Origin of the sequence: Nocardioides pinisoli (assembly GCF_024199985.1) — a bacterium.
Lineage (GTDB): Bacteria > Actinomycetota > Actinomycetes > Propionibacteriales > Nocardioidaceae > Nocardioides > Nocardioides pinisoli.
Map to the genome: position 1 here is coordinate 554,461 of NZ_JANARS010000001.1, position 25,119 is coordinate 579,579.

The 25,119-nt window shown below is 73.0% G+C and carries 23 protein-coding genes; 10 read left to right on the forward strand and 13 right to left on the reverse strand.

The genetic code is table 11. The annotated features are described in order from the left end of the window. Window positions 1–71 precede the first annotated feature (71 nt). The 3 genes from NCI01_RS02625 to NCI01_RS02635 are packed head-to-tail and all read right to left on the reverse strand — an operon-like array spanning window position 72 to window position 3,667. On the reverse strand, window positions 72–1,544 hold the full coding sequence (locus tag NCI01_RS02625; protein ID WP_254179908.1) for a carboxyl transferase domain-containing protein: 1,473 nt from the start codon (window positions 1,542–1,544) through the stop codon (window positions 72–74). 18 nt (window positions 1,545–1,562) lie between these two features. Next, on the reverse strand, window positions 1,563–3,050 hold the full coding sequence (locus NCI01_RS02630) for a M1 family metallopeptidase (protein ID WP_254179909.1): 1,488 nt from the start codon (window positions 3,048–3,050) through the stop codon (window positions 1,563–1,565). 38 nt (window positions 3,051–3,088) lie between these two features. Then, window positions 3,089–3,667: an RNA polymerase sigma factor gene (locus NCI01_RS02635; protein ID WP_254179910.1), complete on the reverse strand. Its 579-nt coding sequence runs from the start codon at window positions 3,665–3,667 to the stop codon at window positions 3,089–3,091. 20 nt (window positions 3,668–3,687) lie between these two features. Between NCI01_RS02635 and NCI01_RS02640 the strand changes: the two genes are divergently transcribed. Further along, window positions 3,688–5,145: a serine/threonine-protein kinase gene (locus NCI01_RS02640; RefSeq protein ID WP_254179911.1), complete on the forward strand. Its 1,458-nt coding sequence runs from the start codon at window positions 3,688–3,690 to the stop codon at window positions 5,143–5,145. A gap of 31 nt (window positions 5,146–5,176) precedes the next feature. Here NCI01_RS02640 and NCI01_RS02645 read toward each other — a convergent pair whose 3' ends face one another. Both NCI01_RS02645 and NCI01_RS02650 read right to left on the reverse strand, forming a co-directional pair. Then, complete coding sequence (locus tag NCI01_RS02645; protein ID WP_254179912.1) at window positions 5,177–5,806, reverse strand: hypothetical protein; 630 nt, start codon at window positions 5,804–5,806, stop codon at window positions 5,177–5,179. Between the two features lie 28 nt (window positions 5,807–5,834). Further along, entirely contained in the window at window positions 5,835–6,488 is a 654-nt protein-coding gene (locus NCI01_RS02650) for a hypothetical protein (RefSeq protein WP_254179913.1), read from the reverse strand. Window positions 6,489–6,668: 180 nt separating this feature from the next. On the opposite strand from NCI01_RS02650, the gene NCI01_RS02655 reads away from it, so the two are divergent. Both NCI01_RS02655 and NCI01_RS02660 read left to right on the forward strand, forming a co-directional pair. Further along, window positions 6,669–7,814 carry an amidohydrolase family protein gene (locus NCI01_RS02655; protein ID WP_254179914.1) on the forward strand — a complete coding sequence of 382 codons (1,146 nt, stop codon included), beginning with the start codon at window positions 6,669–6,671 and terminating at the stop codon, window positions 7,812–7,814. Between the two features lie 75 nt (window positions 7,815–7,889). Next, complete coding sequence (locus NCI01_RS02660) at window positions 7,890–9,404, forward strand: amidohydrolase (protein ID WP_254179915.1); 1,515 nt, start codon at window positions 7,890–7,892, stop codon at window positions 9,402–9,404. 116 nt (window positions 9,405–9,520) lie between these two features. Here NCI01_RS02660 and NCI01_RS02665 read toward each other — a convergent pair whose 3' ends face one another. Continuing rightward, window positions 9,521–10,705 carry an RsbRD N-terminal domain-containing protein gene (locus NCI01_RS02665; protein WP_254179916.1) on the reverse strand — a complete coding sequence of 395 codons (1,185 nt, stop codon included), beginning with the start codon at window positions 10,703–10,705 and terminating at the stop codon, window positions 9,521–9,523. A gap of 103 nt (window positions 10,706–10,808) precedes the next feature. On the opposite strand from NCI01_RS02665, the gene NCI01_RS02670 reads away from it, so the two are divergent. From NCI01_RS02670 to NCI01_RS02685, 4 genes are all read left to right on the forward strand, one after another. Next, the gene (locus NCI01_RS02670; protein WP_254179917.1) at window positions 10,809–11,939 is read left to right on the forward strand and encodes a ferredoxin reductase; all 1,131 of its coding nucleotides are present in this window, start codon (window positions 10,809–10,811) and stop codon (window positions 11,937–11,939) included. 34 nt (window positions 11,940–11,973) lie between these two features. Then, window positions 11,974–13,206, forward strand: coding sequence for a fatty acid desaturase family protein (locus tag NCI01_RS02675; RefSeq protein ID WP_254179918.1), 1,233 nt, complete (start codon window positions 11,974–11,976; stop codon window positions 13,204–13,206). Between the two features lie 741 nt (window positions 13,207–13,947). Next, window positions 13,948–14,226 (forward strand): hypothetical protein, encoded by a 279-nt coding sequence (locus NCI01_RS02680; RefSeq protein WP_254179919.1) that lies wholly within the window; start codon window positions 13,948–13,950, stop codon window positions 14,224–14,226. A gap of 67 nt (window positions 14,227–14,293) precedes the next feature. Continuing rightward, window positions 14,294–15,793, forward strand: coding sequence for a PQQ-binding-like beta-propeller repeat protein (locus NCI01_RS02685; protein ID WP_254179920.1), 1,500 nt, complete (start codon window positions 14,294–14,296; stop codon window positions 15,791–15,793). Window positions 15,794–15,818: 25 nt separating this feature from the next. On the opposite strand, the gene NCI01_RS02690 is transcribed toward NCI01_RS02685, so the two are convergent. Both NCI01_RS02690 and NCI01_RS02695 read right to left on the reverse strand, forming a co-directional pair. Continuing rightward, window positions 15,819–16,751 (reverse strand): oxidoreductase, encoded by a 933-nt coding sequence (locus NCI01_RS02690; RefSeq protein ID WP_254179921.1) that lies wholly within the window; start codon window positions 16,749–16,751, stop codon window positions 15,819–15,821. Continuing rightward, window positions 16,748–17,587: a maleylpyruvate isomerase family mycothiol-dependent enzyme gene (locus NCI01_RS02695; RefSeq protein ID WP_254179922.1), complete on the reverse strand. Its 840-nt coding sequence runs from the start codon at window positions 17,585–17,587 to the stop codon at window positions 16,748–16,750. The genes NCI01_RS02690 and NCI01_RS02695 overlap by 4 nt, the downstream gene beginning before the upstream one ends. Window positions 17,588–17,703: 116 nt before the next feature. Here NCI01_RS02695 and NCI01_RS02700 point away from each other — a divergent pair, with 116 nt between their 5' ends. Continuing rightward, window positions 17,704–17,916 carry a DUF6458 family protein gene (locus NCI01_RS02700; protein WP_254179923.1) on the forward strand — a complete coding sequence of 71 codons (213 nt, stop codon included), beginning with the start codon at window positions 17,704–17,706 and terminating at the stop codon, window positions 17,914–17,916. 3 nt (window positions 17,917–17,919) lie between these two features. Here NCI01_RS02700 and NCI01_RS02705 read toward each other — a convergent pair whose 3' ends face one another. The 5 genes from NCI01_RS02705 to NCI01_RS02725 all read right to left on the reverse strand — a co-directional run bounded on the left by NCI01_RS02705 (window position 17,920) and on the right by NCI01_RS02725 (window position 23,321). Then, entirely contained in the window at window positions 17,920–18,525 is a 606-nt protein-coding gene (locus tag NCI01_RS02705; protein WP_254179924.1) for a response regulator, read from the reverse strand. Beyond that, on the reverse strand, window positions 18,522–19,580 hold the full coding sequence (locus NCI01_RS22535; protein WP_254179925.1) for a sensor histidine kinase: 1,059 nt from the start codon (window positions 19,578–19,580) through the stop codon (window positions 18,522–18,524). The genes NCI01_RS02705 and NCI01_RS22535 overlap by 4 nt, the downstream gene beginning before the upstream one ends. Continuing rightward, complete coding sequence (locus tag NCI01_RS02715; RefSeq protein WP_254179926.1) at window positions 19,577–20,377, reverse strand: ABC transporter permease; 801 nt, start codon at window positions 20,375–20,377, stop codon at window positions 19,577–19,579. The genes NCI01_RS22535 and NCI01_RS02715 overlap by 4 nt, the downstream gene beginning before the upstream one ends. Next, window positions 20,374–21,243, reverse strand: coding sequence for an ABC transporter ATP-binding protein (locus tag NCI01_RS02720; protein WP_254179927.1), 870 nt, complete (start codon window positions 21,241–21,243; stop codon window positions 20,374–20,376). The genes NCI01_RS02715 and NCI01_RS02720 overlap by 4 nt, the downstream gene beginning before the upstream one ends. A 203-nt stretch (window positions 21,244–21,446) precedes the next feature. Next, window positions 21,447–23,321 carry an acyl-CoA dehydrogenase gene (locus NCI01_RS02725; RefSeq protein WP_254179928.1) on the reverse strand — a complete coding sequence of 625 codons (1,875 nt, stop codon included), beginning with the start codon at window positions 23,319–23,321 and terminating at the stop codon, window positions 21,447–21,449. Between the two features lie 303 nt (window positions 23,322–23,624). Here NCI01_RS02725 and NCI01_RS02730 point away from each other — a divergent pair, with 303 nt between their 5' ends. Together NCI01_RS02730 and NCI01_RS02735 are read left to right on the forward strand one after the other, a co-directional pair. Then, entirely contained in the window at window positions 23,625–24,527 is a 903-nt protein-coding gene (locus tag NCI01_RS02730; protein WP_254179929.1) for a sulfite exporter TauE/SafE family protein, read from the forward strand. A gap of 115 nt (window positions 24,528–24,642) precedes the next feature. Then, window positions 24,643–25,101: an RrF2 family transcriptional regulator gene (locus NCI01_RS02735; RefSeq protein WP_254179930.1), complete on the forward strand. Its 459-nt coding sequence runs from the start codon at window positions 24,643–24,645 to the stop codon at window positions 25,099–25,101. Window positions 25,102–25,119: the final 18 nt, after the last annotated feature.

Below are 25,119 nucleotides of genomic sequence, written 5' to 3' on the forward strand. Positions count from 1 at the left end.
CGCCCGACGAGCGGTGAGCCAGGCGGGTTCCGGCCCTCGAGAACCCGCCTCACGCACCGCTCGAGCGGGGATCAGACGTAGCGCCGCGCCCGGTCCGCCGCCGACCCCGGCCCGGCGGCGAGCAGTGCGCTGAGCTCGTGCTCGAGCACTGCACCGACCCGGTGGCAGAAGTCCTCGGGCTCGTCAGCGGCGTCGGGCTTCTCCGCCACGATGCGGTCGACGACGCCCTGGCGGTGCAGGTCGATGGCCCTGACCTGCTGCGCGCGGGCCATCTCGGCGGCGTGGTCGAGGTCGCGGTGCACGATCGCGGACGCCCCCTCGGGCGGCAGCGGGGAGAGCCAGGCGTGCTGGGCCGCGACCACCCGGTCGGCGGGCAGCAGGGCGAGCGCGCCGCCGCCGTTGCCCTCGCCGAGCATCAGGCACAGCGTCGGCGCGTCGAGGGTCACCAGGTCGGCGAGCGAGCGGGCGATCTCGCCGGCGAGCCCGCCGTTCTCGGCGGCTGCCGACAGGGCGGCGCCCTGGGTGTCGATGACCGTCACCAGCGGCAGGCCCAGCTCGGAGGCCAGCCGCATCCCACGCCGCGCCTCGCGCAGCGCCTCGGGCCCCATCGGGTGGTCGGTGGTCTGGCCGCGGCGGTCCTGGCCGAGGAAGACGCAGGGCGCCTCGCCGAAGCGCGCCAGCGTGATGAGCAGCCCGGGGTCGCTCTCGCCCTGCCCGGTGCCGTTGAGCGGTACGACGTCGCTGGCGGCGTAGCGCAGCAGCCGACGCACGCCCGGCCGGTCCGGGCGCCGTGATCGGGTCACGGCGTCCCACGTGTCGACGTCCGGGATGACGTCATGTCCCGGGTCGGCGACGGGAGTGACGCCCTCCCGGACCGCCATCAGGATCGTGAGCGCGCGGTCGAGGATGTCGGCGATCTCCTCGGGCGGCAGGACCGCGTCGATGATGCCGTGGGCGTAGAGGTTCTCCGAGGTCTGCACCCCCTCGGGGAAGGGACGCTCGTAGAGCGCCTCGTAGACCCGCGGACCGAGGAAGCCGACGAGGGCGCCGGGCTCGGCGACGGTCACGTGGCCGAGCGACCCCCACGAGGCCATCACGCCGCCGGTGGTGGGGTGGCGCAGGTAGACGAGGTAGGGCAGCCCGGCGGTGCGGTGCGCGGCGACGGCGGCCGAGATCCGCACCATCTGCACGAACGCCGGTGTCCCTTCCTGCATGCGGGTCCCGCCGCTCACGGGTGCGGCCACCAGCGGGAGGCCCTCCCGGGTGGCCCGTTCGATGCCGGCGACGATCCGGTCTGCCGCGGCCCGGCCGATCGAGCCGGCCAGGAAGCCGAACTCGCCCACCAGCACGGCGATGCGCCGCCCGTGCAGGCGCGCCTCGCCGGTCAGCACGGACTCGTCGACGCCGGACTTCTCGGCCGCTGCGGCCAGCTCGGCGGCGTACGCCTCGCTGATGCCGTCGCGTGACGGTGCGGTGTCCCAGGAGGACCACGAGCCGTCGTCGAGGACCAGGTCGATGAGGTCGCGCGCGGAGAGGCGGGGCATGCGGGGAGGGTAGTCCGCTCAGCCCTCCGGCACGCCCGGCTCCGGAGTCCGCTCGCCGGTGATCCAGGCATCGAAGAACGCCGACAGCTCGCGCCCGGTCTCGGCCTCCCAGTGGTCGTAGACCTGCTCGCGCGAGACCGAGGTGTTGTCGTGGTCGGCCAGCCAGGAGCGGGCGACGGCGTAGAACTCGTCGTCGCCGAGGTCCTCGCGCAGCTCGTTCCACATGAGCGCGGGCGTGTAGTAGATGTTGGAGCTGCCGAACTGGCGCGGGTCGTAGGCGCCGGGCGGGCCGTACTGGTCACGCAGCTGCTGGTCGGCCGCGCGGGCGCTGCGCAGGCTCTGGCGCAGCGATCCGATGTCGTGCTCGTCCTCGTATACCCACTGCAGCAGCATCGTCATGCCCTCGTTGAGCCAGACGTCGCGCCAGTCCGCCGGGGAGACCTGGTCGCCGTACCACTGGTGCACGACCTCGTGCGCGACCACCTGCGGGGACAGGACGTAGTCGTTGGTGCCGAGGGTGACCATCGTCTGGGTCTCCATCGCGCTCTGCGAGGCGGTGACGACGAGGCCGAGGGAGTCGAAGGGGTAGTCGCCGAGCCTGGTCTCGACCCAGTCGACGGTGGCCGCGGCGGTCCGGATCGAGTCGAGCGGCCGGCTCATGCGGCGCGGGGTCCAGTAGTCCACGCGCAGGCCGCTGTCGGAGGTGTTGCTGCTGTAGGCGTAGTCGCCGATCGCCAGGGTAATCAGGTAGGACGACGCCGGCTCGGCGAGCTGCCACGAGGTGGTCGTAGCGCCCGCGTCGGACGTCAGGGCGGTGAGCTCGCCGTTGGCGATGCCGGTCCACCGCGGCGGGGCGTGGACGGTGATGTCGTAGAGCGCCTTGTCGGACGGCTGGTCGTTGACGGGGTACCACGTGTAGGCGCCGTAGGGCTCCTGCATCGTCCACACCTCGCCGGTGCGGGTGACGGTGAAGCCCGTCTCGGAGAAGTCGCTGCGCGTGGTGGGTGCGGGCGCGGGCTCGGGCGTGCCGACGTAGTCGACGGCCAGCTCGTAGCGTTCGTCGGCCTCGACCGGTGCCCGCAGCACCAGGTCCTTGCCGCGGCGGGCGACACGCACGGGCACGCCGTCGAGCGTCGCTCCACGGACCGCGAGCGGCTCGCCGAGGTCGAGCTGGAAGCGGGGCGCGGTGCGGGTCGCACGGAAGGTGATGACCGCCCGGCCGGTGAGCCGCTCGGCCCGGGGCTGCCACCTCAGGTCGAGGTCGTAGTGGAGCGCGTCCACCCGCGGGTCGCCGACGTCGGGGTAGACGCTGTCCTCGCGCGGGGTCGACACGGCAAGGTCGAGGTCCTGTTGCACCGGGTCGCTCACGACCGGCGTGGAGGCGGAGCCGGTCGGCGACCCGCCCGCCGAGGGCGTCGCGGCGGACGCCGGGCCCTGCCGCTCCTCCTCGGGGCCCGGGGACCCGCTGGTGGAGTCGGTGCACCCGGCCAGGACCGCGAGGGACACCCCTGCCGCCAGCACCCCCCGGAGGCGGCGGCGGGGTCTCACTGGTCGCCGCGCAGGAGGGGCCGGGCGAGCTTGCGGCCGTGGTGGATTTGCGCCTTGACCGTGCCCAGCGGCGCGTCGACCAGCGTGGCGATCTCGTCGTAGGGCAGGCCGTAGACGTCGCGCAGCAGCAGCGGCTCGACGTACTGCGGGTGGTCCTTCTCGATCGTGTCCATCGCCTCGAGCAGGTCGAGCCGGGTGCCGGCGATCACGCTGGTGGTGCGCGGGTCGGGCCGGTCGTGCGCGCCGTCCTCGAAGTCGGTCGGCGTGGCGAGGTTCTTCAGCCGTCGGTACGTCGTGCGCGCGCTGTTGACCGACACGATGTGCAGCCAGGTGGTGAAGCGCCCGCGGCCGCCCCACGAGCCGATCTTCGTGGCGGCGTTGAGCATCGCCTCCTGGCAGGCGTCCTCCGCGTCACCGGAGTAGGGAAGCACCCCGCGACAGATGTTGAGCACGCGCGGCCGCACCGCCGCGAGCAGCAGCTCGAGCGCGTCACGGTCCCCGTCGCGCGCCCGGCGCGCGAGGTCGTCGATGTCGTCCGGCGCCAACGCGTCGCCCGGGTCCCCCGAATAGATCACCCCTGCACGATAATGCCCACGTGTCCGCTCCCACTCGTCTCGGTCGTTACCCGGTGCGCCGCCGCATCGGGTCGGGGGCCTTCGCGACGGTCTGGCTCGCCTACGACGAGCACCTCGACTGCCCCGTCGCCATCAAGGTCCTGGCGGACAACTGGACCGACGACCACCACGTCCGGCAGCGCTTCCTCGAGGAGGGCCGGTTCCTCCGCAAGGTCGAGTCGCCCCACGTCGTCACGGTCTACGACGCCGGCGAGCTGGAGGACGACCGCCCCTACCTCGTGATGGCCTACGCCGACCAGGGCACGCTGGCCGACCTCGTCGAGCTCGCGCCCCTGTCGCGGTCGCAGGCGCTGTCGGTGATCACCCAGGTCGGACGCGGGCTCAGCGCCCTGCACGACCGCGGCGTGCTGCACCGTGACGTGAAGCCGGCCAACGTCCTCTTCCGCACCGTCGACAACGGCCGCGGCGCGCACATCGTGGCGATGCTCGGCGACCTCGGCCTCGGCAAGGCGATGGACATGTCCTCCCGGCTGACGATGGCCGGCGGCACGCCCTCCTACGTCGCCCCGGAGCAGGCGCTCGGCGAGGGGCTCGACCCGCGGGCCGACCAGTTCTCGCTGGCGGCCCTGAGCTACTTCCTGCTGACCGGCCGCCAGCCCTACTCCCACGCGAGCCTCGCGGCCGCGGAGAACCCGGCGCCGCCCGAGGCGATGGACATCGGCAACCCGGCCGCCGAGGAGGTCGTCCTCCGCGGCCTGGCCAAGGACCGTGAGGACCGGTTCCCCGATGTCGCGTCCTTCACGGCGGCCCTGGTCGAGGCACTCGGGGAGCCGGACGACGACACCCCGCCGACCTGGGTCCCGCTCGACCGCGAGCTGACGCGCGCCGCGTCCCGGCCGGAGCGGACCGGGGTGGCGAGCGACCAGCCGCCCGCGGCGCCCCGCCGGCGCCTCCGTCGCTGGCCGTGGGTCGCGGCCGCCGTCCTCGCCCTGGTGGCGGGCAGCGGTGCGGGCTGGGCCCTGGAGCGCAACGCCACGTCGGAGCAGACCATCAAGGACTCGACCGGCACGCTCTTCGTGACCGTGCCCGATTCCTGGACCGGCCAGGTCGACCCCGACCAGTGGGTGCCCTTCGAGGGACGGTCCGAGCAGGCGTCGCTGGCCGCCGGAACCCGCGAGGGGTGGAACTCCGAGAACGACCCGGGCGAGGGGGTCTTCATCGGCATCCTGCCCGGGGAGGAGCTGCCGTCCCGCGTCCCCGGCCACGCCGCCTGCCCGATCCAGCGCGGCCCCTACTTCGACGAGAAGGACGGCGACAGGCTCATGACCGTCTACTTCAGCGGGTGCCCAGGGGTCGACCTCACCGTCGAGCGTGTGGTCCAGGTCAACCAGAACCAGCTGCTGTGGATCCAGATCCGCGCCGACGAGCGGGGCGTCGCCGCCCGGGTGCTCGACTCCGTCGAGGCCTCGGGGTACTGAGCCGCTCGGGGTCGTCGAGGCCCGCGCGCGATCAGCCGAGGCGGATGCCGGACGCGACGCGCGCGATGAGGTCAGCCATGCCCGGGTCGTCGACCTCACGCCCGATCACCGCGAGCTCCACCTGGGCGTTGTCGCCCCCGGTGGGGTCGATCCAGCGCAGGTAGGCGTGGCGCAGGTGGTTGGCGGAGACGAACGAGATGTGCAGGCTGTCGGTGGTCTGGTCGATCACCTCGACGTTGCCCTCGTCCTCGCGCAGCTCGGCCAGCCGCCGGTCGAGCGTCCACTCGATCGAGCGGCGGTTGCTCAGCACCTGCTCGACGCGCAGGACGTATCCGAAGTCCGGCTGCTCAGGGGGACGCCACTGCCATTCGTTGAGCGAGCTCTCGAAGAACGCCCAGCCCTTCGGCACCGGCAGCGTGATGCGGAAGTCCCCGGCGCCGACCGACTGGCGCACCAGGGGGAGTCCCTCCGCGAGCGGAGGGATGCGAGGATCGGGCAGCAGCTCGGGGACCGGGTCGATCGGCAGGCTCGGCGAGGCCGGCACGGGCGCGGCCGGGGTGTCGCCGGACCAGTTGTCGCCGAGGGCCCAGGACGCGCCGAACCCCGCCGCGACCCCGATGGCGAGCAGCAGCGCGAGCACTGCCGTCCCCCGCCAGTTCACGAGCGCAATCTAGTCCGTGCGGAGCTGCTCAGCCGACAGGCCCGCCGCCCGCCCCCTCCATGCCCTCGGCCACCCGACGGATCAGGTCCTCCGCTCCTGCCTTGTCCCGCTCGCGCCCGTGCACGACGATCTCCACGTCGGCCTGCCCGCTGGCGTCGAGGTCGAGCCAGCGCATGAAGCTGTGGCGGGCGTTGCCCTCGTTGCTGCGGTAGGTGTACTCGAGGGTCTCCGCGCCGCGGTTGACGATGTCGACCTCGTCCTGCTCGTCGCGCAGGCGCTCGATCCGGATGTTGATCGCGTCCTCGATCGTGATGTCCTGGCTGTTGATCTGCTCGATGCGCATCACGTAGGTGTTGTTGGACGTGCCGGGGTTCTTCCACTTCCACTCGTTGCTGGCGCTGGCGTTGGTGGTCCAGCCGACCGGCGCGGGGAAGGTGATCTCGAACTTGCCGGTGCCGCGGGTCTCCGGGGCCATCGGGATCCCCGGCCTGAGCGGCGGGTCGTCGGGGTCGGGGACGGGGGGCTGGGGTGCCTCGACCGGCATCTCGGGTGCCCGGGCCGGCACCGGGGCGGGCACGCCCGACCCGATCGAGCCGTCACGGCTCTGTGCGGACGCGGCATAGCCGCCCCCGACGCCGATCGCCAGGAGCGCGACCAGTGCTGCAGGCCCCCGCCACTCCACGCTCCCATCATGTCAGCCGGGCGGGTGGTCTGGTCCATCGCGGCGTGCGCGGTGCGTCGTACGCCGCCGGGGCGCACCATCGGTGGATGGTCACGCGGTGGGCGGTGCGGGCGGCACATGCCTTCGACGGGAGGCAGTTCCTGCCGGACGGCGCGACGGTGCTGGTGGACGGCGACCGGATTGTCGGGGTGGAGCCCCGCCGCCTTCGGGCTGCCCGACGACGTACCGGTCACCGAGCTCGGCGGCACCCTCCTGCCGGGGCTGGTCGACTGCCACGTGCACCTCGTCGCCTCGGGGGCGTTCCCGGGCACGCGGGGTAGCCTCGAGTGGGCGGGGACGGCGGACCGCGCGGCGGTGGACGAGGTGGTGGCGCACAGCCTGCGGGCGCAGGTCGCGGCGGGGGTGACCACCGTCCGCGACCTCGGCGACGCGGGCTACCGCGTGCTGGCGCACCGCGGACGCGAGGCCGAGGGGCTGCCACGCGTGCTCGCCGCCGGTCCGCCGATCACCGTCCCGCTGGGGCACTGCTGGTTCCTCGGGGGCGACATCGACCCGGACGACCCGGCCGCCCTGCACCGCGCCGTCGCCGACCGCGTCGAGCGCGGGGTCGACCTGGTGAAGGTGATGGCCAGCGGCGGGTTCCTCACGCCCGGCAGCGACCACCTCGGGGCGCAGTTCGACCTGGCGCCCATGCGCCACATGGTCGGCGCCGCCCACCGGGCCGGGCTGCGGGTCGTCGCCCACACGCACTCCGTCGCCGGTGCCGAGGTGGCCGTGGAGGCGGGGGTCGACGGGCTCGAGCACTTCACCTGCATGGCCGAGGGCGGCACCGACCCGCCGGCGAACCTGCTGGCGCGGGTCGCCGCCTCCGGTGCGACCGTGTGCCCCACCCTCGGCAACGACCCGTCGCGCTTCCCGGCCATGTCGGCGATGCCGCCGCACGTCCGCGAGATGCTCGAGCGCATCGGCATCACCGACCGCGACGAGCACTTCGCCCGGGTGGCCGCCAACTCCCTCCGGCTCCGCGAGCACGGCATCCGCGTGGTGTCCGGGCTCGACGCCGGGGCGATGCCCGCCAAGCCGCACGGCCACCTGTGGCGCTCGGTCACCGAGCTGGTCCATGGCGGGTGGCCGGCCGACGAGGCCCTCGCGACCGCCACCTCCGTGGCGGCCGAGGACTGCGGCATCGACACAGGTCGCCTGGCCGCCGGCCGGCTCGCGGACCTCCTCGTCGTCGACGGCGACCTCGCCGACGACCTCGCGGCGCTGTCGCGCCCGCTCGCGGTCTGGGTGGGCGGGCTCGCCGTCGAGCTGTCCCGGCCCTGACCGCCGCGGCACGGACGGGGACCGACTGTCGGCCACCCCGCCCCGCGACAGCGCGGGCACGTCTACCGTGACGCCATGCTCATCCGTAACGCCCGCCTCGTCGCCGTCACCGAGGCCGTCCCGGGGCCCGTCGACGTGCGCCTCGACGGCGGCCGCGTCGTCGAGGTCGGGCCCGCGCTGGACGGGCCCGCGCCGGCCGGGGAGGGGTCGTCGTACGACGCGGGCGGACGCTGGCTCATGCCCGGCCTCTGGGACCAGCACGTCCACCTCGGCCAGTGGACCTTGGCGTCCGCCCGCCTCGACCTCGGGCCGGCACGGTCGAGCGCCGAGGCCGTGGCGCTGGTGCGCCAGCGGCTCGAGGAGTGGCCCGACCTCCCCGTCATCGGGTGGGGGCACCGGCCGACCGCGTGGCCAGACATGCCGACCGTGACCGACCTCGACGCCATCGACACCGACCAGCCGATCGTGCTGATCGCGGGCGACGGGCACCACGGCTGGCTCAACACGGTCGCGCTGCACGCGCTCGCCCTGCCGATCCGCGACAGCGTGGTCAGCGAGGCCGAGTGGTTCATGGCCTACGGCCGGCTGGCCTCGGTGCTCGGGCAGGACGGCACCGGCCCCGACGCCTACCGCCGATCGATGGAGGCCGCGGCGGCCCAGGGCGTGGTCGGGCTGGTCGACCTCGAGTTCAGCGGCGGCGTCGCTGACTGGGTGGCACGGTGGGCCGGCGGCGCCGACCTCCTGCGGATCCGGCACGCCTGCTACGCCGACGGCCTCGACGACGTGCTGTCCCGCGGCCTGCGCTCCGGTGACCCGCTCGCGACGTCGCTGCCCGACGGTGGGGAGCGACTCACCATGGGCCCGCTGAAGATCATCAGCGACGGCTCCCTCAACACCCGCACCGCCTGGTGCTGCGAGCCCTACGCGGACAAGGCCGTGCCCGGCTTCGAGGAGGGGCAGCCCAACCAGAGCGCGGACGAGCTGCGGGCACTGCTGGCCCGTGCCGCGGCCGGCGGCCTCGAGGTCGCGGTCCACGCCATCGGCGACCGCGCGGTGAGCGAGGCGCTCGCCGCCTTCGAGGAGACCGGCGCCCGCGGTGGCATCGAGCACGTGCAGCTCACGACGCGGGACGACGTACGACGGATGGCGCGGCTCGGCGTGCGCGCCAGCGTGCAGCCGGCCCACCTGCTCGACGACCGCGACGTGACCGAGCGCCTCTGGCCCGGTCGTGCGGAGCGGTGCTTCCCGCTGCGATGGATGCTCGACGACGGTGCCGACGTCGTGCTCGGCTCCGACGCCCCCGTCTCCCCGCTCGACCCGTGGCTGGCGGTCGCGTCGGCCGTGCACCGCTCGGGCGACGACCGCGAGCCGTGGCACCCCGAGCAGTCGATCACCGCCCGCGAGGCCCTGGCCGCCTCGACCGACGGCTGGGGCACGGTCGCGGCCGGCCATCCCGCCGACCTGGTGCTCCTCGACGCCGACCCGCTCGACGGCGCTTCCGACCGCGACCACGCCGCTCGCCTGCGGTCCTTCGCCGACCACGTCGCCGTGACCTGGGTCGCCGGCGAGACGGCGTACACCCGCCCCTGAGCCCAACACCCGCTGTAACGCCGGGTTGGTGCAACTACCCACCCAGATGCATCAGGGTCGGAACAGGCGGTAACCCGGCGTTACAACTGCGCCTGCGAGCGGGCTCGCGGCAGTTCCTACGCCAGCGCGAGCGTCGCGTCGAGGACGAAGGCCGGGTCCTCGAGCCGGTCGCCGTAGATCTCCCGGAGCTGGCCGACGCGGTAGCGCACGGTCTGGGCGTGGACGAACAGCTCCTCGGCCACGGCGTCGCGGCGGCCGTGGTGGAGCAGCCAGCTGCGGAGCGTGTCGGTGAGCTTCTCGGCCGTCGAGGGGCGCAGGTCGGCGAGCGGGGCGAGCACCCGCGCCCGCAGGTCGTCGCGGGCGGAGGCGTCGGCGGTCAGCACCAGCGAGGCGAGGTGCTCGTCGGAGTCGACCAGCCCCTCGATCCCGAGGTCCGAGCACCGGAGGGCGCGGCGGTAGGACGCCGCGGCGTCCAGCCACGGCACGCCCGGGCCGACGACGGCGTCGGTCCCGCGCAGGGCGCGGAGGAGCGTGCGCCGGGACGTGGCCGACCCGGTGCCGGGCACGAGCAGCGAGGCGTGCCCCTCCGGCAGCCCGGGGACGTCGTCGCTCGGCTGGAGCGTGCGCGGGTCGAGTGCGGTGAGGGCGTGCGACACCTGCGACTCCGGCAGGACGAGCGCGGTCAGCGTCGCGGGTGCCGTCCAGTCCGCGCGCTCGGCCGCCGCCGCGACGGCGTCGGCGGGCGCTCCGGTGAGCAGGGCACGCGCCAGCCGTTCGAGGTTGCGCTGTCGGACGCGTCCACTGCTCTCCAGCTCGTCGGTGTGCCCGGCGACCGAGGCCGCGGACAGCTCGTCGATGTAGGCGAAGACCAGCTCGGCGAACCTCGCGAGCTGCCCGGAGTCGACCCCGGCCTCCACCGCCACCCCCGACATGTCGCGCCACGACGCGCGGGCGCCGATCCGGTAGGCGGCGAGCAGCGCCTCGACCGTCCGTCCGCTGCGTGCCTCGCCGCGGCCGAGCTGGTAGGCGCCCTCGATCGCCGGCGCCTTGGGTGGCGCCTCGGCGTCCTGGCGAGTGGCGAGGGTCAGGAAGCCGCCCAGGGCGAGCTGCACGGCGTTGCGGATCACCTCGCCCATCCGGCCGCTCCACGCGCCGGCATAGCTGGGCACCTCCTCGACGATGGTGAGGACGGCGGTGTCGGCGACCTCGGCGAGGTGGGACCGCAGCGCGGCCGCCACGTTCGGGTCGAGCCCGACGACGGTCTGAATTTGTGTGGTCGGGCGCACAGGGCGAGTGACCATCGGGACTCCTGAGGTCGTTATTGTTCGCTGCGAACAAGAGTCTACCCCCGATTCACGTGTCACAGGCAGGAAGATCGCCCGTCGACCGGGCAGATTGAATGTCATGACCACGACTCTCGAGCCGCCCACACGCGGCAGCGCCCGGAGCCGTCGACTGGCCGACCAGCTCGTGCGCGTCGCCGAGGCGGCCACCACGCCCTACCTGCCGTCCGACTTCATGGACCTCTTCGCCCCGCTGCGCTCCGGCGCCGACCTGCGCGGACGGATCGAGTCGATCCACCCGGAGACCGCCGACGCCGCCACGATCGTGATCCGCCCCGGCGCCGACTGGGCCGGCCACGTGCCCGGCCAGTACCTCCGCATCGGCATCGACGTCGACGGCGTACGCCAGTGGCGCGCCTACTCGCTCACCCACGGTCCGCGCCGCGACGGCCGCATCTCCATCACCGTCAAGGCCGTCCCCGACGGCCTGGTGAGCAACCACCTCGTGCACGAGGCCCGTCCCGGCACGCTGGTCCACCTGGAGCAGGCCGCGGGCGAGTTCGTGCTGCCGCCCGAGGGCGGCAAGCACCTCATGGTCACCGCCGGCTCGGGCATCACTCCCGTCATCGGCATGCTGCGCAACCTCTTCCCGAGCACCGACGAGGGCGTGCTCCGCCCGGCCCGCAGCGCCGACCACGACATCGTCGTCGTCCACGTCGCCCCGAGCCACCCCGACTCGATCTTCATCCGCGACCTCGAGGCGCTCGACGCCGCCGGCGCGATCCGCCTCGTGGCCCGCTACGACGACGAGCACGGCGTGCTCTCCGTCGACGACCTGGCCGGGCTCGTGCCCGACCTGGCCGAGCGGCGCACCCTGGCCTGCGGCCCGGCCGGCCTCCTCGACGCGCTCGCCGCGCACCACGCGGACGCGGGCCTCAGCCTCACCACCGAGCAGTTCCGCACCGCGCGCGTCGAGCCCGGCGAGGGCGGCACCGTCACCTTCAGCTCGGGCACCACGCTCGACCTGGACGGGGCGACGCCCATCCTCGACGCCGCCGAGGACGCCGGGATGCTGATGCCGAGCGGCTGCCGGATGGGCATCTGCATGGGCTGCGTCATCCCCCTGCGCGAGGGCAGCGTGCGCGACCTCCGCAACGGCGCGATCACGACCGCCGTGCCCGGCGAGACCGGCGACATCAAGGTGCAGACCTGCATCAACGCCGCCGCCGGCCCGTGCCACATCGACCACTGACCCCCGACCTCCCGACACCCCCCAGGAGAGCGACATGACCACCGTGCAGAAGAAGGCCGTGCTCGGCCAGACCAACCCGATCGCCCACCTCACCGAGGCCGACATCGAGCAGATCGGCATCGAGCTCGACGCGATCCGCCAGGACGTCATCGACTCCCGCGGCGCCAGCGACGCCGCCTACATCCGCCGTGTCATCGACACCCAGCGCAAGATCGAGCTCGGCTCGCGCGCGGTGCTGCTCTTCAGCGCGTTCCCGCCGGCGTGGGTGCTCGGCACCATGGGCCTGAGCATCTCCAAGATCCTCGACAACATGGAGATCGGCCACAACATCCTCCACGGCCAGTGGGACTGGATGCGCGACCCCAAGATCCACTCCTCGACGTGGGAGTGGGACATGGCCTCGCCGGCCGAGCAGTGGAAGCACAGCCACAACGAGCTCCACCACACCTACACCAACGTCATCGGCAAGGACAACGACCTCGGCTACGGCATCATGCGCGTCGACGAGGACCAGACCTGGACCCCGGCGTCCCTCGCCCAGCCGCTCTTCTGCTTCATCAACGCCGTCTTCTTCGAGTACGGCATCGCCGCCTACGACCTCGAGCTCGGCTCGGTCATCAAGAAGAAGCAGACCAAGGACCCCGAGTTCCGTCGCCGTGCCAAGCAGGTGCTCGGCAAGATCCGCAAGCAGGCCACCAAGGACTACGTCGTCCACCCGGCCCTGTCGATCCCGACCGGCTCCTTCGTGCCGACCCTGGCGGCCAACTTCACCGCCAACATCGTGCGCAACCTGTGGTCCAACTCCGTCATCCTCTGCGGCCACTTCCCCGAGGGCGTCGAGACCTTCGAGAAGCGCTCCATCGAGGGCGAGACCAAGGGCGAGTGGTACGTCCGCCAGATGCTCGGCAGCGCCAACATCTCCGGCTCGAAGTTCCTCCACCTGATGACCGGCAACCTGTCGCACCAGATCGAGCACCACCTCTTCCCCGACCTGCCGTCCAACCGCTACGGGGAGATCGCGCCGAAGGTCCAGGCCCTCTTCGAGAAGTACGACCTCACCTACTGCTCGCGGCCGATGGTCCCGCAGGTCGCCTCCGCCTGGCACAAGGTCATCCGGCTCTCGCTGCCCAACGGCTGGCTCGCGACGACCAACAAGAAGAACGCCCCGCAGCAGCTCGCCATCCTCTACAAGATGGCCACCGGCGACCGCCGCACCCGCCGCCTGCTCGGCCGCAAGCTCGAGAGCGAGGCCCGGGCCGCCGCCTGACGCGCGCCTCTCGGCTCCCCGGCGACTGGTCTGGACCTCGGTAGAAACACGGATGTATCAGAACGGGGCCGGGAGCATCCTTCATGTCGTGAGCACTCGACATGGGGAGAACGAGATGACCACGAGCACCACCACCAAGGTGACCGGCACGTCGGGCGTGGCCCGATGATCCGCATCGGCTCGGTGCCGTCCGGGCACGACGTCAGCGCTGAGGCGCGGCCGTCGGTGCCGCGGCCGCGCACCACCGTGGACGTGGGGTCCACGGAGCGCCAGCCGGTCGCCTGACAACGCCAGACCGGCAGCACAGGGGATTGCCGGTCCGAGCCGGAGGTCGTACGACAACTCGTCGTGCGTCCTCCGGCTCTCGCGTGTCCGGACCCAGGCTCCCAACGTAGGCAGTTCGCGCGCACCGGAAGCTGGCAGAGTGCGAGCCGCGCGGACCGGCTGCCGAAATGCCTACGTTGCTCGCCCCGAGCACCATGCAGGCAGTTCGAGGCGCCCCGGGCGTGGCTGAGCGCGACGGCCGGGTCCTGACGCGCGAACTGCCTGCACGGTGCACGCAAGGGCGCGGATCGGAGTGCCGGTCAAGGATCCAGGGGACTGGGCGGTCCTGGTCTGGACCGTCTCCCGAAGGCTTCTCCCAGACTTCCATGAGTAAAGGAAGCGCGGTGGCGTCGCTCCTAGTGTCGGGTCCAGGCGGTCCGTGGGGGGCCGTCAGGTGGGGACAGAAGGAGTCCGCCGATGAAGCACGACCGAGACACCCAGGGGATCGATCTCACCGGCCGCATCAAGTCGCTCGAGCAGTTCACCGGCTCGTTGGTCGCCCGGCCCGCGGCCGAGGACGGCGCGGGACCCGACGCCGACGTCATCCCGATCCACGAGGTTCCGCGCTCCCGTGTGCCGGCGCCGCGACGCTCGCGCGTCTTCCTGCGCAACGGCAGTGGTCACGGCTTCTTCGCTGACCTCACCGTGACCGCACCGCGGCCCCGCCTGCCTCGCCTGCCCCTGGCTGACATGTGACGCACGCATCGGGCCGGTCCCGATGCGCCTCCCGGTGGGACGGGTGTGACTCACCTAGAGTCGCCCGGTGGTCTGGCTGGTCGTCGCGCTGCTGCTGCTCTGGCTCGCGCAGGGTCCGGTCGTGCTGCTCCTCGCCGCCGGGCTCCTCGCCGTCCCGCGGGTCCGCTGGTGGGTGCAGGACCGCGCCTACGTCAGTCGCCGCGTCGTGGCCTGGACGGCCGGAGTCGCTGTCGCCCTCGCCCTCGCGGTCGTGGTCGTCCCCGACGGCTGGCTGCCGATCCCGCCCGCGCCGGGCGCCTGGGCCGGACCGTCGTACGTCGGACGCCCGGCGTCGCCCCACCCGGTGCCGGCCGAGGAGGTCCCGCCCAACCCCCACCGCTCCGCCGGCGACCCTGCCGACCGACCGGGGCCGCTGGGCCTGCAGCCCGAGGTCGACACCGCGTGGTTCGGTCTCCAGCGGTGCAGCCGGATCGAGCTGACGTCGACCGACCTCCTCGTCGCGCTCTGCTCGGAGCGCGAGGCCCGCAGCCTGCGCGTGGTCGACCCGGAGACGCTGCGGCCGGTCGCCTCGCAGGACCTGCCCGACGTCCCCGAGGGCTCTGACTGCGACGGCGAGACCTTCTACCTCGACGCCACCGACCGCGCCGTGACCGCCACAGGTGACCGCACGGTGGTCGCGGTGCGCACGTCCCACGAGGGCGAGCCGGGGCTCGAGACCGAGCCCACGTGGGACCTCAAGCCCTACGTCCCCTACGGCGACTGCCTCGTCGCGGTCGCCCCCGACTGGTCGGGCCGGGTCTGGTGGGCCTCACGCGCCGGGCTCGTCGGGACCATCGATCCGGCGACCGGACAGGTCGGCGTCGTCGATCTCCGCGAGCAGGTCGGGCACGACCTGGCCGTCGACCCCGGTGCGGCGTACGTCGTGACCGACGAGGCCGTGCACCGCCTGGTCGTCGGCGCGGACGGCACGCCGCAGCCGACCTGGCGCAGCGCGTACGACGGCGGCAGCGGCTCGGCGCCGGTGCTGACCGACCGCGGGACGCTGGCGATCACAGACGAGGTCGACGACCGGACGGGCGTGCGCTTCCTCGCCCGCGACGACGGACGCACGGTGTGCCGTCAGGCCGTCTTCGAGGAGGGGGAGGGCGCCACCCGCAGCACGCTCGCCGACCTCGGCGCCGGGGTGGTGGTCGCCAACGACGCCGGCTACTCGTCGTCGCGCAGGTCCCTGCTCGGCTTCACCGCCGGCGCGGGAGTCGCGCGGGTGGACCTGGTCGACGGTCGGTGCGCGCTGACCTGGACCACCGACGCCGTGTCGGCGTCGTCCGGTGCCGTGGCCAGCCGTCCCACCGGACTGCTCTACGCCTGGACCAAGCGCCCGTCGCTGACCGGCGTCAGCGCGTGGTACCTCACGGCCATCGACGCCGACACCGGGCGCCGTCGCTGGGGTGTGCGCACCGGCACCGGGCTGCTCGCCGCGAACGACGGCTCGGTCGTGCTCGGCCGCGACGGTGCGGCCTACGCCGGCACCAGGGCTGGCCTGGTGCGGGTGCGCGACCGCCGCTAGGCCGTCACCCGACGCGTCAGCCGCGTCATGGCTGCGGCCACGACAGCCCGACGGTCGTCTCGCTGATCTCCCACAGGCGCCGCTGCGCCACCTCGTCGCGCGCGAGCCCGGAGGCGCCCACGATCCGGGGCGGACCGGAGGCCTCGCCGGGACCGCTGGGACCGACGTAGGTCGCGCCCGGCAGGTCGGCGGTGGCCGCCATGAGGGTGGGACGCGCGCCCGCCTCCGCGGACTGCGAGACCAGCTTGACCGCGCCGTCCATGATCGCCGCACGCCGACCCCGGGTGGTGCCGAGCTGGCCGTTGACGGCGAGGTGGGTGCCGGCCAGCCCCGGGTGTGCGGCCAGGGCGCGCACCGGCGTGCCGGCGCGCCGCAGGCGTCGGTCGAGCTCGAAGGTGAAGAGCAGGTTGGCGAGCTTGGTCTGGCCGTAGACGTGCCACCTGCTGTAGCGCCGCGGCGTGCGCGGGTCGCCCAGGGGCGCGGACCGGGCGACGCGGTGCATCTGCGAGGACAGCGTCACCACGCGCCCGTCGCCCGAGGCCGCGAGCTGCTCGAGCAGCAGCCCGGTGAGGAGGAAGGGCCCGAAGTGGTTGGTCGCCATCTGCGACTCCAGCCCGTCGGCCGTGCGGCGCAGGGGCGGGGCCATGATGCCGGCGTTGTTGACCAGCAGGTCGAGGGCGCCGAACCGGGCGGCCGCCTCGCCCGCCACGCGCACCGACCCGAGGTCGGCCAGGTCGACCACCAGCGCGTCGGTCGTGGCCCCGGGCACCTCGGCGGCGATCGCGTCGGCAGCGGCGTCGATCTTGTCCGGCGTACGTCCGGCGAGCACGACGCGGGCACCGTGGCGGGCGAGCTCCAGCGCGGTGTGGAAGCCGAGCCCGCCCAGCGTGGGGCCGGTGACGACGGCCGTGCGGCCGGTCAGGTCGCCGATGTCGGCGGGCGTCCAGGCAGCGCTCACGGCGTCACACCGAGCGAGGCCACGACGTGCCGGCCGAGATCGGTGTCGCCGGTGAGTCGTACGTCGTCGGCGGCGGCGGTGCGGCGACCGCCGGCGAGCACGACGAAGGTCTCGCGATCCATCGCCAGGGTGACGGTCGGCTCGCCGTCCTCCGGGGTGGCGTGACGGCCACGCCCGTCCTCCCCGACCGCGACGGTCACCGGCTCGTGGCCGCTCACCTCGAGGCGTACGACGGACCCGACCGGCGCCTGCGCCCGCTTGGCGACGACGTAGGGCAGGCTCTCCATCAGGTAGTCGGCGGTGTGGATCGCCGCCGCGGAGTCGAGGTTGCCCGGCATCGAGAGCGCGCGGCGCACGTCCTGCTCGTGCATCCACACGTCGAGCGGGCGGTTGCGCAGCAGCAGGCCGGTCGTCCAGCCGATGGCGCCGAAGGCTCCCGGCGCCGGCGCGGACGCGTCGGTGGGCGGGTCGGCCAGCAGCTGGGTGTGGCGGGCGGTCGTCGACTCGCGGATCTCGGTGATGAGGTCGTCGGGGGTCTCGTCGCGCCGGGCCAGCACGCCCTGCTCGGTGAAGCGGCCCATCATCCCGCGCGCGTGCGGCGCCTCGCCGATGTCGACCTCCTCGTGCTGGCGCCCCGCCAGCAGCGCCTCCAGGTGGGCGGTGTGGGCGGCGACGGCCCGGACGTCCCAGCCCGGCAGGTCGGTCGGCGTGGACCACTGGTCGTCGGCGACGTGCTCCAGCACGCGGGTGAAGGAGTCGATGGCCCCCCACCAGAGGGCGACGAGGGCGGCGAGTCGGTCCTGGTCCGTGCTGGGCGCGTCGACGGGCTGCGTCATGGGGAGAGCGTAGGGGGAGTCTCGGACATCTTTGAGGCGGAGGGCCCTACGCTGCCGGGAGCGGCCGCAACCCCGGGCGGCCGCACCTCGCGCACCGACCTCACGAAGGAGTCGTCATGGGTATCGGACTCGGCATCCTCCTGCTCGTCATCGGCCTGATCCTGCTCTTCGCCATCAACGAGTTCCCCGACTCGCTCCAGGAGGTCGTCGAGCCGACCACGGTCGGGTGGATCCTCGTCATCGCGGGCGTCCTGGCCCTCGTGCTCGGTCTCGTGATGAACAACCAGCGCTCGAAGACCACGCACGTGGAGGAGCGCCGCGACCTCTGAGGCCTACAACCAGCCGCGCTCCTGCGCGATCCGGGCCGCCTCGCTGCGGGTGGTGGCCCCGGTCTTGCCGATCGCGGCCGACAGGTGGTTGCGGACCGTGCCCTCCGAGAGGTGGACCCGCGCAGCGATCGTGGCGACCGGTGAGCCGTCGAGGGCGTGGGTCAGGAGCTCGCGCTCGCGACCGGTGAGCGGGCTCGGCCCGTCGATGAGCGACTCGGCGGCGAGGTCCGGGTCGATGACACGCAGGCCGGCGTGGACGCGTCGTACGGCGTCGGCGAGCTGGCGGGCCGGCGTGTCCTTGACGACGAAGCCGGAGGCGCCCGCCTCGACGGCGCGACGGACGTAGCCGGGCCGGCCGAAGGTCGTGACGACCAGCGACCGTACGCCGGGCAGCTCGCGTCGCAGGGCCGCAGCGGCGTCGATCCCGTTGAGGCCCGGCATCTCGATGTCGAGCAGGCACACCTCGGCCCCCGAGGCACGGGCGGCGTCGACGACCTCGTCGCCACGGCCGACCTGCGCCACCACCTCGAGGTCGGCCTCGAGGTCGAGGAGCGCGGCGAGCGCGCCGCGCACGAGCGCCTGGTCGTCGGCGAGCAGGAGCCGGATCACGGCAGGACCACCTCCACCCGGGTACCGGGCGAGGACGGCCCGACGTCGAGCGTGCCGCCGACCCCCGTGACGCGCTCGCGCATCCCGCGCAGGCCGTTGCCCTCCGCGCCGTCGCAGCCCGTGCCGTCGTCGGTCACGGCGATGCCGCGGGGACCGAGCTCGATGACGACGGAGCGCGCCCGCGAGTGGCGTACGACGTTGGTGACGGCCTCGCGCAGCACCCAGGCCAGCAGCGCCCGGTGGCGCGGGTCGGTGTCGGCGACGGAGCCGTCGACGGTCGTGGTGATCCCGGCGTCCGCCAGCACGCGGGGTGCGGCAGCCAGCTCGGCCTCGAGGTTCCCGGCGCGCAGGCCGCCGACCGTCGCCCGCACCTCGGCCAGCGCCTGGCGCGCGGTCGCCTGGATGGACTCCAGCTCCTGCTTGGCGCGGGCGGGGTCGATGTCGATGAGACGGGCGGCGAGCTCGGCCTTCACCGAGAGCGCGGTCAGCGAGTGCCCGAGGACGTCGTGCACGTCGCGGGCCACCCGCTCGCGCTCGATCACCACCGCGTGCTCGCGGAGGGCGGCGTTCGCGACGTACTCACGCTCGCCGAAGAGCCGGAGCATCACGCCGCCGATCATGACCGGCCAGAGCATGAGGAAGAAGAAGGTCGGGAAGCCGTCGATGTCGAGCAGCGACAGCAGCGGGAAGGCCGCCCAGACCCCGACGGCCCACTTCCACCACGGCCTCGGCAGCTGGAGTGCCGAGAGGATCGCGAGGTAGGGCGTGAACGAGATGACCCCGATGCCGATCACGGGCACGGTGGCCAGGGCCAGGACGAGCATGGAGCCGAGCGCCCACCACGGCCCGAGGCGGGACGAGTAGCCGAGCACGTTGGCCACGGCGAAGCCGGCGATGCAGAGCAACGTGACGACCTTCGCCGGCATCGCGGCCTCGGACTCGACGACCGCGATGACCGGGAAGGCGAGGAACACCAGCCAGATGGCGGCGAAGGCCCACCCCCACTTCTCCCAGGGGTTGTCGGGCAGCGGCTGCCCGCCCTCGACGGTGGTCACGTGCGCGCCCGGCTCCGGCGTACGCCCCACAGCGCCACCAGCCCGAAGATCACCGTCCACGCGAGCACGTTAGCGACCGGCAGCCACAGCGGGTCACGACCACCCACGGGCAGCCACCCGTCGGTGAGCGGGAAGCGGGCCAGGGCGACGTAGCCGTAGAGGGGCGTGAACCGGCCGAGGTCGAGCATGAAGCCGCTCATCGGCGTGAAGACGTTGCCGAGGAAGGCGAGGACCACGATCATCCCCGACGCGATGCCGGCCGCGTTGTGTCCGCGGAAGACCAGGCAGACCGCCAGTCCGTAGACCGCGAAGAGCGCGGAGCCGAGCCACACCACCGCGCCCGACAGCAGCCAGTCCGACCAGTCGCCGCGCGCGCCGGTGGCCGCGCCGATGGCGTAGATGGCGACCACCGGCACCGCTGCCACCGACATGGCCACGGCCGCCTTGGCGACCACGAACGCGACCGGTCGCATCGGGGTCAGGCCGAGCTGGCGACCCCACCCCATGACCTGCTCGGTCGCCGCGCTCCCGGCGACGCTGGTGGTCGCGGTGACGGCCCCGTAGGCGGCCATCGAGATCATCACGTACATCGCGACGTTGCCACTGCCGACCGGGTCGTCGGAGCCGAGCCCGAAGACGAGGAACATGAAGGTCGGCAGCCCGACGACGAAGAACATCCCGATCCGGTCACGCAGCTGGCGGCGCAGGTCGAGGCGGGCGTACGTCGCCATGGCCGGCCGGGGCGTCGGGCGTACGCCGTCCACGGCACGCGGGTCGGTCAGGGTCGTGGTGCTCATCGGGTGGCTCCTTCGAGCTCGGGCGCGGCGGTCAGGGCGAGGAAGGCGGCCTCCAGGCTGGCAGCGGAGACGTCGACGTCGGTGACGCCGAGGGGCGCGAGGGCCTCGTGCACCCGGCTCAGCCAGTCGGCGTCGATGCCGTCGGGGCCGACCGCCTGCGCGGGCGGCCGGAAGGTGAGGGTGCGACCGCCGTACGCCGCCCGCACGTCGGTCGTCGGTGCGTCGTGGACGATCCGGCCGTGGTTCATCAGGACGGTGCGCTCGGCGAACTCGTCGGCCTCTGCGAGGTAGTGGGTGGCGAAGACGATCGTGCGGCCGAGCGCCGCGTCCTCGCGCATCGCCCGCCAGAACTCCTGCCGCGCGCCGACGTCCATCCCCGTGGTCGGCTCGTCCAGGACGACCAGGTCGGGATCGGGCAGCAGGGCGAGGGCGAACTTCAGCCGCTGCTGCTCCCCGCCCGAGCAGGCCTCGACCCGCCGGCCGGCGAGGTCGGTGAGCCGGGCCCGGTCGAGCACGACCTCGACGCGGTCGGACCGGCCGTGCAGCGCGGCGATCGCGCGCACGGTCTCGCCGACCGTGAAGTCGTTGAGGAGGCCGCCCGTCTGCATGACCGCGGAGACCCGCCCCAGCCGTACGGCGTCGGCGGGGGAGGTGCCGTAGACCTCGATCGTGCCGGCGTCGGGCGTCGTGAGGCCGAGCAGCATGTCGACCGTCGTGGTCTTGCCGGCTCCGTTGGGGCCGAGGAACGCCACGATCTCGCCGGGCTGGACGACCAGGTCGACGTCGTCGACCGCGACCACGGGCGTGCCGTCGGTCGAGCGGAAGGCCTTGCGGAGCCCGGTCGCGCGGATGGCTGGGGTTGTCATGTGCCCAGCCTGTCGGCGTACGGGCCCGGGCCCCTCGCCGAAGTGTCACGACCTGCCCGTGACACCTGTCATCGGGTGCTGTGCACCCGGGTTCCCTGCTTTGAGGTCGAGATCCCGGGTGCAAAGCGGGGGAGTCACCGGATATCCGGTGACTCCCCCGCAGGAGCGGCGTCTGGCTCAGACGATCAATCTGGCTCAGACGATCAGAAGGAGGCCTCGTCGAGGTCCATCAGCTCGAGGGTGGTGGCCTCGGCGATGGCGCGCTCGGCGCTGATCTTCGGCAGGTTGGTCTGCGCGAAGAACTGGGCCGCGGCGACCTTGCCCTCGTAGAACGCCTTGTCCTTGGCCGACACGTCGCCGGCCAGCTTGTCGAGCGCGACCTCGGCCTGGCGCAGCAGCAGCCAGGCGCAGACGACGTCGCCGAGCACCATCAGCAGGCGGGAGGTGTTGAGGCCCACCTTGTAGATGTTGCGCAGCTCCTCGGCCGACGACATGAGGTCGTTGATCATGTGGCCGACGACGGCGTTGGCGTCCTCGAGGGCCGTGGCGAGCAGCTCGCGCTCGGTCTTGAGGCGACCGTTGCCGGCCTCGGAGGCGATGAAGCCCTCGATCTCCTTGGCGAGGTGGCCCAGCGCGCGGCCCTGGTCCTTGACGATCTTGCGGAAGAAGAAGTCCTGGCCCTGGATCGCGGTGGTGCCCTCGTAGAGGGTGTCGATCTTGGCGTCGCGGACGTACTGCTCGACGGGGTACTCCTGCAGGAAGCCGGAGCCGCCGAAGGTCTGCAGCGACTCGGTGCCCAGCAGCACCCACGAGCGCTCGGAGCCGTAGCCCTTGACGATCGGGAGCAGCAGGTCGTTGACCGCGGCGGCGAGGCGGGCCTCGTCGGAGTCGGCGGTGCCCTCGTGCTCGGCGATCATCACCTGGTCCTGCCAGGTGGCGGTGTAGAGCACCAGCGCGCGCATGGCCTCGGCGAACGACTTCTGCGTCATCAGCGAGCGGCGTACGTCGGGGTGGTGGGTGATCGTCACGCGCGGCGCGGTCTTGTCGGCCGCCTGGGTGAGGTCGGCGCCCTGGACGCGCTCCTTGGCGTAGTCGAGGGCGTTGAGGTAGCCGGTCGACAGCGTGGCGATGGCCTTGGTGCCGACCATCATGCGGGCGTTCTCGATGACCTGGAACATCTGCGCGATGCCGTCGTGGACCTCGCCGAGGAGCCAGCCCTTGGCCGGCTCGCCGCCGCCGACCTGCGGGTCGCCGAAGGTGACCTCGCACGTGTTGGAGACCTTGATGCCCATCTTGTGCTCGACGTTGGTGACGTAGACGCCGTTGCGCTCGCCGGTGAGCTCGCCGGTCTCGAGGTCGAAGTGGTGCTCGGGCATCCAGAAGAGCGACAGGCCCTTGGTGCCCGGGCCGCCGACGCCCTCCACGCCCTCGGGGCGCGCGAGGACGAGGTGCATGATGTTCTCGCTCATGTCGTGCGTGGCGCTGGTGATGAAGCGCTTGACGCCGGTGATGTTCCACGAGCCGTCGTCGTTGGGGGTCGCCTTCGCGCGGCCCGCGCCGACGTCGGAGCCGGCGTCGGGCTCGGTGAGCACCATGGTGCAGCCCCACTGGCGGTCGACCATGTGCTGGGCGACGGCCTTGTCGCGCTCGTTGCCGTTGCGGTGGACCACGTTGGCGAAGGCCGGGCCGGCGGCGTACATCCACACGGGGGCGTTGGCGCCGAGCACCATCTCGCCGATGGCCCAGATCAGCGATGACGGGGCCGGGGTGCCGCCCATCTCCTCGAAGACCTGGAGGCGCCAGAACTCGGCGTCCATCCATGCCTGGTAGCTCGCCTTGAACGACTCCGGCACGGGAGCGGTGTGGGTGGCCGGGTCGAAGACCGGCGGGTTGCGGTCGCTGTCCTTGTAGCTCGCGGCCAGGTCCTCGCGGGAGAGGCGCTCGACCTCGCGGAGGATCTCGCGCGCGCTCTCGCCGTCGACCTCGCCGAACGGGCCGGTGCCGAGCACGTCGTCCCGGCCGAGCACCTCGAAGAGGTTGAACTCGATGTCGCGGAGGTTGGTCTTGTAGTGGCTCACAGCTTCCACCTGTCCATGTCGCTCGGGGGTGTTCTTGGGGGCGAGCCGTGCTGGAGGAGCCACGTGCTACTCGCCGGTAACAAAATGATGCCTCGCAACCGGGCTCCGCGCAACACGAACGCCGAAACGCCGGTCCGGACGGGTGGGAGGACGTACGTCGCGCAGCGTCCGCACCCGGTGCGAGGACACGCCGCGCACCAGGTCGGTTTTGTCTATCACCCAAAGTATGTCTACTCTTTCACCTGACATACCCCAGTCGCACGACTACTGCCTGCTGTCCCGTCCCGGAAGGACCTCCGCTCCATGCGCAAGCTCATCGTTCTCGGTGTCGTGGGCCTCATCGCCCAGCTCATCGACGGGTCCCTCGGCATGGGCTACGGCGTGACGTCGTCGACCCTCCTCCTCGCCGTGGGTGTGGCCCCGGCCGCCGCCTCGGCAGCCGTCCACTTCTCCGAGCTCGGCACCTCGCTCGTGTCCGGCGTCTCGCACCACAAGTTCGGCAACGTCGACTGGCGCACGGTGTCGATCCTCGCCGTCCCGGGCTTCGTCGGCGCCTTCGCCGGCGCGACGCTGCTGTCCAACCTGGACGCCGCGGTCGCCAAGCCCCTCGTCGCGATCATCCTGCTGAGCCTCGGCTTCTACGTCGTCTACCGCTTCCTGCGCCTCGGCGGCGCCCGCCCGAGCTTCAAGGGGCGGCCCTCGGCGGCCTTCCTGGCCCCGATGGGCCTCGTCGCCGGCACGCTCGACGCCGTCGGTGGCGGCGGCTGGGGCCCGGTCGGCACCACGTCGCTGCTGTCCAGCGGTCGCCTCGAGCCGCGCAAGGTCGTCGGCTCCATCGGTGCCTCGGAGTTCGTCGTCGCCGTCGGCGCATCGCTCGGCTTCCTCTTCGGCCTCGGGTCCGCAGGGATCAACTGGGGCTTCGCCGCGGCCCTGCTCGCCGGTGGTGTCGTGGCCGCCCCCATCGCCGCCTGGCTGGTCAGGCGCCTCGCCCCCCGGGTCCTGGGCACCGCGGCCGGCGGCCTGATCATCCTGACCAACTCCAAGACGCTGCTCGAGACCGCCGGCGTCCCGGGCGTCGGCGTCGCCGCCACCGCGGCCGTCGTCCTCGTCCTGTGGATCTGGGCCATCGTGTGGGCCGTCAAGCAGGAGCGCCTGTCCAGGGCCGCGCTCGCCGACGAGCCGGAGCTCGAGACCGCCACGGCCTGACGCCCGGTCGCGTGGTCGTCGTACGCCGTCCCAGCCGGGGCGGCGTACGGCCGCGTGCGGGGTGCCCGTCGACCAAGAGCACTGTCTCTGCCGACATATCTGACAAACTGGGCATATGCGCGTCTCCGCCAAAGCCGACTACGCCCTCCGGGCCCTGATCGAGATCGCGGTGCGCGCCGACGGGACGGCGGTCAGCGCCGAGCAGCTCGGCAAGGCGCAGGGCATCCCGCACGGGTTCCTCCAGGCCATCCTCGCCGACCTCCGCCGTGCCGACATCGTGGTGTCGCAGCGCGGCCAGTCCGGCGGGTGGCGCTTCGCGCGCAAGCCCGAGACGGTGACGGTCGCCGACGTGATCCGGGCGGTCGACGGGCCGCTGGTGTCGGTCTACGGCCTGCGTCCCGAGTCGGTCGAGTACGACGACAGCGCGCAGGTGCTGCAGCACGTGTGGATCGCGGCCCGGCACTCGCTGCGCAACGTCTTCGAGCAGGTCACCATCCAGCAGCTCGCGGACGGCACGCTGCCGGCCGAGGTCGCCGCCCTCACCGAGGACGACGACGCCTGGCAGCCGCACTGACCGCGACCGGCGGCTGAC